This window comes from Martinezella lusitana (genome assembly GCF_014207095.1).
Lineage (GTDB): Bacteria > Pseudomonadota > Alphaproteobacteria > Rhizobiales > Rhizobiaceae > Rhizobium > Rhizobium lusitanum_B.
In genome coordinates, this window is record NZ_JACHBG010000020.1 from 86,538 (window position 1) to 98,643 (window position 12,106).

At 54.6% G+C, this 12,106-nt stretch carries 11 protein-coding genes; 7 read left to right on the forward strand and 4 right to left on the reverse strand.

The window, feature by feature from the left end; translation table 11 throughout:
• Positions 1 to 131 precede the first annotated feature (131 nt).
• The gene (hemN, locus tag GGD46_RS27085; protein ID WP_004125924.1) at positions 132 to 1,484 is read right to left on the reverse strand and encodes an oxygen-independent coproporphyrinogen III oxidase; all 1,353 of its coding nucleotides are present in this window, start codon (positions 1,482 to 1,484) and stop codon (positions 132 to 134) included.
• A 234-nt stretch (positions 1,485 to 1,718) separates the two neighbouring features.
• On the opposite strand from hemN, the gene GGD46_RS27090 reads away from it, so the two are divergent.
• The 3 genes from GGD46_RS27090 to GGD46_RS27100 all read left to right on the forward strand — a co-directional run bounded on the left by GGD46_RS27090 (position 1,719) and on the right by GGD46_RS27100 (position 4,900).
• Positions 1,719 to 3,215: a PAS domain-containing sensor histidine kinase gene (locus GGD46_RS27090; RefSeq protein ID WP_184462165.1), complete on the forward strand. Its 1,497-nt coding sequence runs from the start codon at positions 1,719 to 1,721 to the stop codon at positions 3,213 to 3,215.
• Complete coding sequence (gene fixJ, locus GGD46_RS27095; protein WP_004125927.1) at positions 3,202 to 3,822, forward strand: response regulator FixJ; 621 nt, start codon at positions 3,202 to 3,204, stop codon at positions 3,820 to 3,822. Before GGD46_RS27090 ends, fixJ begins: the two co-directional genes overlap by 14 nt.
• A 418-nt stretch (positions 3,823 to 4,240) precedes the next feature.
• Positions 4,241 to 4,900: a helix-turn-helix domain-containing protein gene (locus GGD46_RS27100; protein ID WP_004125929.1), complete on the forward strand. Its 660-nt coding sequence runs from the start codon at positions 4,241 to 4,243 to the stop codon at positions 4,898 to 4,900.
• A gap of 284 nt (positions 4,901 to 5,184) precedes the next feature.
• On the opposite strand, the gene GGD46_RS27105 is transcribed toward GGD46_RS27100, so the two are convergent.
• On the reverse strand, positions 5,185 to 5,493 hold the full coding sequence (locus GGD46_RS27105) for a hypothetical protein (protein ID WP_135488301.1): 309 nt from the start codon (positions 5,491 to 5,493) through the stop codon (positions 5,185 to 5,187).
• A 905-nt stretch (positions 5,494 to 6,398) separates the two neighbouring features.
• Between GGD46_RS27105 and GGD46_RS27110 the strand changes: the two genes are divergently transcribed.
• Positions 6,399 to 6,866, forward strand: coding sequence for a helix-turn-helix transcriptional regulator (locus GGD46_RS27110; RefSeq protein ID WP_004125932.1), 468 nt, complete (start codon positions 6,399 to 6,401; stop codon positions 6,864 to 6,866).
• 265 nt (positions 6,867 to 7,131) lie between these two features.
• Here the strand turns inward: GGD46_RS27110 and repC are convergent, their stop codons facing one another.
• Complete coding sequence (repC, locus tag GGD46_RS27115) at positions 7,132 to 8,430, reverse strand: plasmid replication protein RepC (RefSeq protein ID WP_004125935.1); 1,299 nt, start codon at positions 8,428 to 8,430, stop codon at positions 7,132 to 7,134.
• Between the two features lie 869 nt (positions 8,431 to 9,299).
• Entirely contained in the window at positions 9,300 to 9,761 is a 462-nt protein-coding gene (locus tag GGD46_RS27120; RefSeq protein WP_004125939.1) for a hypothetical protein, read from the reverse strand.
• Positions 9,762 to 10,646: 885 nt separating this feature from the next.
• Here GGD46_RS27120 and GGD46_RS27125 point away from each other — a divergent pair.
• The 3 genes from GGD46_RS27125 to GGD46_RS27135 all read left to right on the forward strand — a co-directional run.
• Positions 10,647 to 11,192, forward strand: coding sequence for a helix-turn-helix domain-containing protein (locus tag GGD46_RS27125; RefSeq protein ID WP_004125942.1), 546 nt, complete (start codon positions 10,647 to 10,649; stop codon positions 11,190 to 11,192).
• Positions 11,193 to 11,458: 266 nt separating this feature from the next.
• Positions 11,459 to 11,671 (forward strand): hypothetical protein, encoded by a 213-nt coding sequence (locus GGD46_RS27130; protein WP_004125950.1) that lies wholly within the window; start codon positions 11,459 to 11,461, stop codon positions 11,669 to 11,671.
• Positions 11,672 to 11,910: 239 nt separating this feature from the next.
• The coding region (locus GGD46_RS27135; RefSeq protein WP_184709709.1) for a transposase at positions 11,911 to 12,106 on the forward strand (196 nt) is incomplete at its 3' end.

Consider the following 12,106-nt stretch of genomic DNA (forward strand, 5'->3'; position numbering starts at 1 on the left):
TCTGTGGTATCCCGCAAGATGGCTGTTAACAACTCTTCATCCAGCCGGCCGGCAAGTCGCTTAAGACGAGATGGTTTGCCGGCGGTATAACATGCCGAAGGGCTCCCGTTGCATTGTTGCAAAGAGAAACCTCAGGCCGTCTTGCTATAATGGCGCCCCGATTCCCTCACATAGGCATCGAAAGCTGCTGCAACGGCGCGGATCAGGAAGCGCCCGTCTTCTCGCAAACGAATGATGCCGCCCGCGTTTTCGATTATTCCGTCGCTCTCGAGCATCGAGAGCCTGGGGTTGCCGTTAAGAAGCGCGTGTGGGTCAAAACCGTATGTGACGGCCAACGCCGGGACGTCGACCTGCAAGTCGCACATCAGGCGTTCGATGATACTTGCCCGCAGGCGATCTTCGGCCGACAAGCGCCAGCCTTTCGTTGTGGCCAAGCGGCCGGATGCGATCCGCTTTCCGTAACGATTGGGAAGTACCTCGTTTTGAACATAGCCGCCTGGCATGCGGCCAATAGCTGACGAACCCAAGCCGATAAGTGCCTCACAAGCATCGGTCGTATAGCCCTGAAAGTTGCGATGCAATTGCCCGTCTGTCTGCGCGGTTGCTAAACTGTCGTGCGGCCTGGCGAAATGATCGATCCCGATGCGGCGGTAGCCTGCCGCAACAAGGTGTTCCGAAATTGCCTTTGCCTGGGAAATACGGCTTTGCGCATTGGCGAGAGCGGCTTCGTCGATTAGCCGTTGATGCTTCTTGAAGGAAGGTACATGCGCATAACCGAAGACTGCGAAACGGTCCGGCCGCATCTCGATCGCTGCCTTGGCCGTTTCGATGCAGGATTGAACCGTCTGGTTTGGCAGGCCATACATAAGATCGAAATTGATGCTGGCGATGCGCGCCCGGCGCAGCTTAAAAACCGCCTCCATTGTCTGTTCTTTACTTTGGGTGCGGTTGATCGCCCTTTGGACCGTCGGATCAAAGGTCTGTACCCCGATACTAGCACGGTGCACCCCTACTTCCCCGAGAACCGTCGCCATCTCCTGATCTAGCGTCCTCGGATCGATCTCCAACGCGATTTGGGCCGAACCGGTGAACTCGAACTGCTTGTGCAGAAGCTCAATAAGCTCAAACATTTTCTTCGGCCCGATGGTCGTTGGCGTTCCTCCACCAAAATGCAGATGGTCGATCCTAACCGGCGCCCCGGTCCTTGCGGACACGAGGCGTACTTCCTCGCGCAGCATTCGCAGGTAGTCGACGATCGGTCGGCTATTGCGCGCATTCGTGGTGTGACATCCGCAATACCAGCATATCGACGGACAAAACGGGATGTGCACGTAAAGCGATGCCGCTTTCTCCAGCGAGACAGCGCTAAGCCAATTCTCATAAGTGCTATCGTCAACGTTGGGGGAGAAACACGGCGATGTCGGATAGCTAGTGTAGCGGGGTAGGCGCTCATCGCCGTATTTTTCAATAAGTGCCGATTGCATGCGAAATCCTTCTACGGAGTACTGGCTAGAATGCGGCCATTCTAGGCACACGCTTTGCATGGCTCTTTGATCTTCAACAAAGAGCGCGACGGATTTCTTTGAATTATTTTCAAAATCGCGGCGCCGAGGCAAAGGAGGCGCAGCATACTCGATGAAAAGAGTTCAGCTTAGTTTTGATCTGCCAGCGAGATGCTCGGCATGATGACAGTACCTTTTTCCCTGGTGGATCACAAAATGCATTCACAAGGCGCTGGCGGGCTCGCTTGGATGCTTGTCCGGTGGCGGGGCAGACCGATCGTCGCCTATAGTGTCGCCGCCGCTGCTCCATTCGGCGTCCTCGCACTGAGATTGGCCCTGTCGCAGTTCACCAGCGACGATCTTACCCTATTGCCGTTCATTCCCGCTATTCTCGTGGTCGCAATCATCGGCGGCGGAAAGCCGATTTCTCTAGCGGCGGGCATGTCGCTTGGCGCTGATGTCCTTGTTCAGCGGCTGAGCGATGCGGCTTACGCGACGGTCTTTGAACTGGTTTCCTTTGGCGTTGCGGTGCTTCTGATTGCTTGTCTGGGAGAGGTGTTGCAGGCGACGAGACATGCCATCATCGAGAGTGAGATTGCCCCCACTGCGCATCTGACATCGATATTGGACAAAGTGCCCGATGCGATGGTGATCACGACCCGCGACGGTAAAATTGTGTCCTTCAACGCCGCCGTCTTGCGGCAGTTCGGGTATGCAGAACAAGAGCTCGTTGGCGCGAACCTGCGACTGCTGATGCCTGATCCTTTTCGCGCCGTCCACGGCAGCCATATGCAACGGCAACTTGGAAGGGGCGAAAAGCGCGTTCTCGCAGATCAAGCAGTTGTCGGACGCAGGAAGAACGGATCGACGTTTCCCCTCAAGTTAACCGCGAGCCAGCTGGAATCGGGTGGTGGCTTATTTTTCATCGGCTTCCTAAGAGACCTTACGGAGCGGGAAGAGGCTGCTGCTCACCAGCAGCGGATCCAGGCGGAATTGGCAAGATTGGCCCGCCTGAGCGAAATGGGCGAAATGGCATCCGCCCTTGCGCATGAGCTGAACGAACCGCTGTCGGCGATCGCAAATTACGCTTTCGGGTGTACGAAGCTCTTGAGCGACATGGACAACAATGTCCCAACGGTCATGAGAAACGCTTTGCAGGAGATTGAACGTCAGTCCCTTAGAGCGGCAAAAATTATCAAACATCTCAGAGAGTTCGTCACGACAGGTGAAACGGAAAAGGGCCTCGAAAATATCCGCACGCTGGTGGAGGAAGCAGGCGTCCTTGCGCTTGTAGGTTCCCGAGAAAAAGGCGTCAGGACTGTCTTCGAATACGTGCCCGGCGCCGAGATGGTGATGGTCGATCGTGTTCAGGTCGAACAGGTCATCATTAATTTGATGCGAAACGCCATAGAAGCTATGCGCCACGTCGAGCATCGTGAGCTTACGATCCGCACGATGCCCACGCAGGAGGATGAAGTCGCCGTTATCGTGGAAGACACCGGCAAAGGCATTCCGGAAGAAATTGCCGCGGAGCTCTTCGAGCCATTCGTCACGACAAAGCCAAGTGGAATGGGTGTCGGCCTTGCGATCTCGAAACGTATTGTCGAGGCCCATGGAGGTGAAATGACGGTCTCAAGAAACGCGGCTGGCGGAGCTACTTTCCAGTTCACGCTTCCCGCCTATACGGAAGGACAAACGTGTGAAACCGACTGACTATACGATCCATATTGTCGATGATGAAGAGCCGGCGCGCAAATCGTTTGCCTTCATGCTGACCATGAACGGCTATGCCGTCAAGGTGCATCAATCGGGAGCCTTGTTTCTTTCCTTTGCGCCGGGCATCCACAACGGAATTCTTGTTACGGATCTCAGAATGCCAGAGATGTCAGGTATAGATCTCATCCGTCAGCTTAGCGTGAAAAAGATCTCAATTCCGTCAATCGTGATCAGCGGACATGGCGATGTGCCGGTGGCAGTTGAGGCGATGAAAGCCGGTGCGGTCGACTTCATAGAGAAACCCTGCGAAGACGCCGTTATCATTGAGGCGATCGAACGAGCGTCGGACCATTTACATGTTAATGGCGCTAACGTCGACGAGAGCCTTGCCATTCAAGCGCGCATCGAAACCTTGAGCGAGAGGGAGCGCCAAGTGCTTCTTGCCGTCGTGGTCGGCCTTCCGAACAAGTCGATTGCACATGATCTGAATATTAGCCGCCGCACGGTGGAGGTTCATCGCGCCCGCGTCATGTCGAAAATGAGAGCAAAAAGCATCCCGCATCTGGTTCGTATGGCTGTTGCGGTGGAGATGGGGCCCTTCTAGCTTCGTAGTGTTGATCTCGCCGCATTCGGGGTCCTGCCGTAACCTTGCGAACGGGAAGGGTCGTCATGGCATCTGTTTTCCCAAAAACTCTAAATTGATCGTCATTGCTCGATGACGGGATTATATAATCGAAGGCAACTTTGGAGGCGCTTTCGCGGACTTAGCGGGCCCATCCTGCGCGTCGAGACGTCTTTGCCGAAAGACTCGCCCGCATTATTTTCTGACCGGGCGGCGCCACGATTTCTTATGACGACGACAAGCTGCTGCCTCTAGTGATGAACACCCTTCGAAAGGGATCGGAATAAATCGCCGGCAATTCGCACGAGATGCCGGTTAAGTGTTTACCCTTAGTGATAAAACCGAATTTATCGCTCCCATAAGAACCGGCAATCTTGCCCCGGAACATGGGGAATACCAGATGCAGTCGAAATTCATGCCCGCAGCACAGCCTTGGACCTCGCCGACGAAAATTGTGGGGCCGCAAATTGGGGGAGCGCACATCGCCGTCACATATGAGCGCGGCCAAGAGATATACGCCCAGGGCGGGAGCGCCGATAAGTGCTATCGGGTTTCTACCGGAGCTGTTCGGGTATGTCGCATCCTTTCCAACGGGGGGAGGCAGGTCGTCTCCTTCCATGTCGCGGGGGAAATGTTCGGCTTCGAAGCTGGCTCTCAGCATCGTTACTTTGCCGAAGCGCTCGCCCTGACAAGAATAGTGGCGTTTGAACAGGGCCTTGCTCAGCAGCGGCATTTGCCGGAACTCCTTGCACTTGCTCTTGAAGCTATGGAACGTGCTCAGGAACACCTTCTGCTTATCGGACGGCAGTCTGCGATTGAACGGGTGGCCACATTTTTGTTGGATCTCTGCGAGCGCCTGGGAGGCACTCGGCAGTTTAGATTGGCCATGTCGCGGCAGGACATTGCGGACTATCTCGCCTTGACGATCGAGACGGTATCGCGTGCCATGAGCGAGTTGAAGGAACAAAGCATAATCAGCCTGCGACATGCGCGAATGGTCGACATTCGGAAGCCTGATGCACTTCGTTCGCTCTGTGGCCATGTTGCCGGACTATCTTAGCTCGGCGCGACCTGTGCAATGCAGGACGTTGCGGCCTTCGGGCGGAAAATCGCGATTTGCGCCCGCGTGTCATTTCATCTGGGACATTGTCTTGCGGGCCCACGTCAACTTGTTTCAGGTCCTTGTCTGGAACTGATGGCGTGGCCCGTAAACGACGGTCACCTTCCGTCAGGCGCGCTTCAGAGCCTGTCAGCAGGAGTTTTGTGGATCGATGCCGATCCCGTTGGTAACGACATCGGACATTCGGGCATTGGCCTGAACGGCACGACCGTCCCGCATCATCATCAGGAAACCCTCCGCCACCATGCCTGGAGCGAGGGGCCAGGTGCTGCCCCCAACAGGAAGGAGATCAGATCGTAGCGGCTGTCGTCCACCGCGAGATCCAAACCGAGAATGGCTTCTCCGTATTGCCTAATGGCCTCAAGACGCCGGCGCCGGCGGCGTCTGGAAAAGAAAAGAGGTCGCCCTTCGGCTGGATTGATCCGGTGGCTGAGATTATTGGCCGCCACCATGGCCTGTCGTCCCTGCCTGCGAACAGCGCCGTCCGCGAGCGTAGCGGAAGCCGGAACATGTCCCGGCAAGATCGATCGCACCTGCTATTTCGAAGGCCGATGCGGTGTGCGAGCAGGGTCAGCGCGGTGTCGTTACGAACGATGCCGCAGCCCTCAACGGCAGCCTCAGCGGCCTTCGCCGCACGTCCGCTGAGCGTCTCGGCATCGTCAAGCCAGTGGCGCGGGGATGCCGATCCGGCGCGCGATTCAGTCGGGTTCAAGGCCGAGCCCCGATTCAATCCGGGCATTCTTGACGCGTCAATCGGGCACCGCATGGCCGAGACCTACCAGAGAAGACGAGCGCTTCCCTGATTGCCGCCCAGCCCCCAGAAAGCCGCAGTAAGCCTTTCGCTTTGACGCTCTGCGAGCTTTACGATGCGCTCGACGACCGGTTCCGTCATTTAAAGACAGGCACTATCCCGTCCGCTTCGCGCGAGCAAGCCGGCCATCACAAATCGCTTGGTTTTACGCAACAACCGGAGAGGGATAGCCGATAAGGCTCTCTGGGAAAATCATCACCAGGGTACGGTCCTACTTTTCCTGCTAACCAAATGGGATATAAGCGGACACGAAGATGCGCCGACCCTTGGCTCGGCCGTTCACATCGGAACCAATGACGATTGCCGCTGACTTCATAAAGGAGCTTGAAGGATGTATTCGCGAATTCTCGCTGAATTTCAAGGGGATCGTGGTGGTTTGAAAATGGTCCCAGCGAGCAATCGTTTGTCGCTGATTAAATTAGATCGCCGATCTCGCAGCCGTGATTTGACTTCATCGTGCATCGGATTACTGAAGCAAATTGGCTAAGCTCTCTAAAGTTGTTATAACCTGACAATGTTCCCCTCGGAACGGACAGAAGACGACCTCAAAGGGGCAAAGGCAAGCAGTTCAAGTCCGTCCACGGCGATCCACGCTGACCGGCGATTGTTGAAAAGTAGGGACAGGCGGTGACGCAAGATCTAGAAAGTTACAAAAGTGCGAGAGGCCTCGTAGATACCACCGATCCGGAAGTCGACAAGCCGATCTACCGCAAGCCCGGTTTTGACGGGAAAGTTGCGACGCTAGGAGATATGGAAGAACTGATCAGCGCATTTTTAAAAAAAACGCGCGAGGCCGAGGGCCTCGCTCGCGCGGATCTTGCGCCAATGCTCGGTCTGTCGACACCCGTGTACGGACGTTACGAGCGGGCGTTTTCAAGGATGACGGTCACCCGAATGATCCATCTCTGTGAAATTCTCGGCTTTATGCCCATAGATATGCTCTTTGAAGCGGCGCCCCATCTTTGGGGGCGCACGCCTGAGGAAGCCGAGGATCGTCTCACTCTGGACCGAATTATCAGAACCCTTCCGAGCGAGGCAAAGCGCGATCTCGTTCGGCTGCTGAAGCGTATGGTGCCTCAAGATAACGGGAGCTAATGAGACATCAATCGCAGGTAAGCTTGGCTGTCTGGTAGGCACTCCGGCAACGGAAAGCGTCGGTCTTCACCGCGATCTCGCCGCAAAGTGGTTTTCATGATCATCTTTTTAAAGGAACCAGCGCCACAACTATAGAATCCTGGACCTCACACTCACTCGTTTTCCGGTCGGTCACCGCATGCGCCGACATCGTCGCTCACTTTGATCGTGGCGCATGAACAGTGTCGACTAGAACGCTGCACCGCTTAAGAGCGTGACCCACCAGTTAAGTTTGCCCGGCCATTCGAGTGCTTTGCTCAAGGTCGCGGCGAGCCGCCAGACCGAAGACCGAGCGGGTAAGATACAATCTGCCCGCGGCTGCGCGCTCGGCCATTGCGCGCAGATATCCGCCGGGCGAACTGACCTCCTGCCGATTTGCTTTTTCCAGAATAACTGCCACCGCCACCGCTGCTTGCTGTTCGCCCATTGCCTCCACGGCGCCACGGCGGGCATCCTCTGAGATCCCGACGAAGCGGCACAGCATCGGAGTCAGCCGAACAAACTCCTGGAAGCTCTTGGGAGTGCATCCAAGCTCCGCGAGGGCCGGGGCCGCCCGCAAGACATCCTTAAGCGCGATTAGAGCCTGCCGCTGAGGTTCTCGCTCGCTGACTGAGCCTCGCCAAAGGGTCGCGGTTTCTTCAAAAGCCGAGCTGCTGGCGGCGCTGGCTTTTGGAAAACTGTATTGTCCGACATGAGCCGAACCCTCTCGAACATTACTACTACGTTTTGATTGATAAGGAGGTGTAGTCTGTTTCTGCATGTCGTTTTCGACAGGCACGCATGTCGTTTTCCCTGCGCCGAGTTGGTCTTGAGGTCGCGGGTCAAGCCGCATCAGTCGGTCCATAGACCATTCAAGAAGGACAGTCGCACGACGCAGCATCCGGTTGGATGCTTTGGCAGCAATTCCGATATAATTGCTGATGCGCTCGACCCGGTCGGCAATGCGTTGGCGCATTGTTGCACTTACATCAGCGACAGCAGCGAGGGCACAACGGATATTGCGCAAGGCGCCTCGGTACCGTCGCAAGGCAGCTTCGGTCGCCCTCTTCTCCGCTCGGATGTCTTTTACGAGGCGAGTAAGCTCGCCATATCGCAGGACCAATATTCGAAGATCGACCCCGCATCCATCCGTTATGACGCCATCGCTGTTTCTGACGGGATATCGCTTATAGTTTCCACTGTCCTGCATCGTGATCAAACCCAGATCGAAAAGCTTGGAAAGCATTCGACTGACCCGGCCGGCCGAACGCCCGACCTCAAATGCCAATTGTCGGTTCGATTTGAACACGATTGGCCGCCCCGACGTATCGAAAGTATCGGCGGGGGCGGTGTTGATCAATATTAGCAACAGATGGCTTTCCGTTCCATTTATCAGGCCTGTGCAGGTCAGATTTTGAGCAAGCACAGCCAATTGGGCACGCGTCACCATTCCGATTTCTGCCGATTTTGCCCAGCGCCGGAATTCAGCCCTTTGGGGCGTTATCTTACGGCCGACCGGCCGTTGGCAGGTGGTCATATCTTCCATGTCCTCGTCTCCGTTCGGGACCAGGCAAAGCTCCGCCGTTCACCAAAGTGATGTTTTTTGTTGACAAGGAAGGAAGGGTCTGCGACAAAGGTTTTGGCTAATTTATTCTCTTACAGACCCGCTTCCGGATTGCTTCGGGAGCGGTTTTTCTTTTTCTGGCCGGTTTTTTCTCTCCATTTCAGACCCGACGCACGCGTCGGGATGTTTGCGGTCGATACGCGAAAAGCATATCCCAACAAATCAATTTGGCGCAAGATATGTACGAGTTTGAGCTGCTACTTGAGGTCGCAGCGGGATAGTGACTAAACTAACGCATTGATTTTATTAATTGTTTTGAAAGTCTAAATGCCATTTCGATACCGTTTCGACCGATCAAATTTGGTTCGCCTTACGGACAAAATTCTCAAATTGGCCGATGCTCGGACATGGAGCCAATGACGCTTGACCGAAAACGCAATGCTCCTCCCGTACTTGACGTTGAGGATCAGCGTGCGAAACGTGGATGGCTGGATGAATAGCGACAGCCCGCTTTCCCAGCTGGTCATCATCGACCCGGGGGCTATCACAAGAGGCGGGAGGATTGTGCCGTGCGTGGTCGACGTAAACTCCATCCCCTCATTTTGGGTTTTGAGATCTGATCTCCTGGAGCAATGATTACCCGAGGTGCGTTGGATCGCCATCTCAGACCTGCAAACGGTGCGCGCGTTTTCCGGAGTTCCCTGAGATCTGCCAGCCTATTTAGCGGCAGCGCCACCGCAGCAAATTCATTAAGGGGTTGCCGCCTGGCAAATGAGTGAGTGAGTTGAAACCGAATACCTAAGCTTTTGCCGCCATGCCCGCGCGATCTTTCGCGAGCGTGGCGGTCGGATTTATTGTATCAAACCGCGATTTTCGCTCTCTTCGAGCACGGGAGAGCGACGATCAATGCGGACTTGCAAGCTTGCCAGTGCCCCGGCAACTATAAGACCCTTTGGCGTCATATCGCCGGCCGTGGCAAAGACTGGATCGAGCACCGGCCGGCAACATCGGAAGCGTGCCGCCGCATCCGCAATCGTGATCAATGGGGCACGATAAGGTTGTCCGCAGTCGCCTCCCACAAGGACAATTTTCCCCGCCAGAGGCTTTGGACAGCCATCAAAGATTGTAAAGGCGGTTAGCCCATCACGCAACGCTTCTTCATCTACGAACAGCGAGTGCATATCGTCAAAGCGGATCATCTCGATTAGCCTGCTACCAATCAAGTCATAGATCGGAGCAATGCTTCCATCCTGAAGCTCAACCGCCCCAAAACGGGCGGTATCCGACTCTAACACGTACACGATATTTTTCATTTGCTTTAGCCTCCTATTTGAAGCGATCTCGTGCCCACAGAGATGAGGGAGAAGGGAGAGCTGTGATACCAACCATAGATAGCGGCGGCGCGACGCAATATGCTGTTCTCATAGGGCGTTGTAAATTGCCGTACGCGCCGATTTGGCACGTGTTTCGCAATCTGGACAGCTTTCCGGGTCGGCTGAAATTCTAAAGATTTGTACTGAAATCAGTTGAATCGAGCTGGTATTTCATAGGATACCTTTAGTGAGAACGCTTGAAGGTGAGCCAAATATATTTTGCGTTTTTTCGGCAAAAAAATGGAAAGCATTATGTCAGTCGACTCATTTTTTGAGCTGAGTATGCAATTTTCAGTAAGCGTAACGCGTGGAGAGCGCTGGATAACCCGATCGCCCGTCCCGACTTGTGACCTCAAAAAAACACGATCTGGAGGAGCCGATCTATGAACGGGTTTCGGCGATCCCCTCTGAGGCTGATGGCCTATCTCGCGTTCCCGCATGTCGATCATCAGACCTAAGCGACAGAGAGCCGCTTCGGGGTCGCAGTGAACAAAAACCACAGGAAAACCACCCTACAGATTCTAGACATCGCATTGATGCGTTTCTCACGATATCGGATCGGTCGGGAACGCCATGCCAGTGCGGTGCGTAACCTGGCGATAGCCAATTTGGTGCGATTGTGTTTTTTCTTGCACCAAGAGAAACCAGTGCCGATTTCAATTATGTATTGAAAAACAATAATAATATGCGAAATTAGTGCACGTTTGACGAATTCGCTTGATAGAAAGATGCGCCAAAAATGATCAAAAATGCAACGTTACAGGTTTTAACCTTAACGTTTTTCCGTATAAAAGAGATCTTGCGCGTTAACCCTCAGTCTCAGCAATGGCAGGTCCATCTTTGAAGCAATGGATTAAAGAACTCGGTTTACAGCAGGTCGTTGACCCACGCATAGACAAACCTGTCTATCGGAAGCCTTTTGATGGGCGAATTGTGCTTAGCGCCGAACTGGAAGAACAGATCTGCACCAGTCTTCGCGGCGCCCGCGACAGACGAAAACTGCCTCGATCGAAACTTGCGCCCCTGCTTGGGCTGAGCGAACAGGTTTACGGCCGCTACGAAAATAAGATCTCCCGCCTGACGGTATGCCGGCTAATTCATCTCTGTGAGGTTCTGGACGCCACTCCGGAGGAAATTATCGCGCCAGCAGCACCCCATCTCTGGGGTGGGACTGAAGCAAAAGCGGTTCTGCTATTGGCCTCAATCGAAAAGTTGCGGACCTTGGACGAAGAGACTCTGCGAGATGTTTTCAGCTTGTTAGGTCGCATAGGCGAGACCTGCGGCCAAAATGATGGCCAGACAGTAGGCGATCCTGAATGCCGCAATGGTGTCGAAATCGCAATTGGTAAGCAAATTGACGGCAGCAAATGACCGAAATGCGTTGCGCTAATTGAAGTAAATCCATCGTGACATTTCCCGGCCACTCCTCGAACATGTATTCTGCTGCTTTGTCCGCACTACCTATGGTAAGATATTGACCGACCCGACGCGTTTCGAGCGTCACTGGTAGCGTCCACCAGTGTAGCGTCATCTTCGTTTCTTCCGAACCGCGATGAACTGGGTTCCGACGGAACACAGGGAAGCGCTTCAGTGCGAGTGCCACTTCCCAGGGATGCCGATCTCAGGGAGAAACCAAAATGATATTCACTCAAGCCGACCTTGATATCGCAAATCGCCATATTGCCGAAAGTGAAGAACAGGTTTCACGGCAGGAGCGAAAGGTGACTGTCCTTCGTATGCAACACTTGGATACGGAATTGGCGGAAAACATTCTGACGGTTTTTTACGAAACGCTGCTGATCCATAACGCCAGTCGCGACATGATTGCTGCTCAGCTGAGACAGAAATGATCGCAATGCCTCTCCAGTGTGGTGAAGCATCCAACGGGCATCGGCATAGTTTTCGACGACGTCGGTCTATCAATTGGCGGTTTTCGCATGGCTGGTAACGGAGTGTGGAATGCCGCACCAGAAGTGTGGCTAAGCCGTACCGGGATCGTGTCCCATGGAGTGGTGTAGCTGGATTTCATAGCCATCGGTGATTTCCGGTAGGGTCGGGTTGCTTAGAGCCAACCTGAGGGACACCACCGATGACCGACGACATGATGAACCTGCGCTCACTCGTTGAGAAGAGCGCTGATGCCGATTTGCTGCGGGAGATGATCGGCTTTGCTGCCGAGAAGCTGATGGGGCTGGAGGTCGGCACGAAGACCGGCGCGGCCTATGGCGAGAAGAATGGCTTCCGGCTGGCCCAGCGTAACGGCTATCGCGACCGGGATTGGGAGA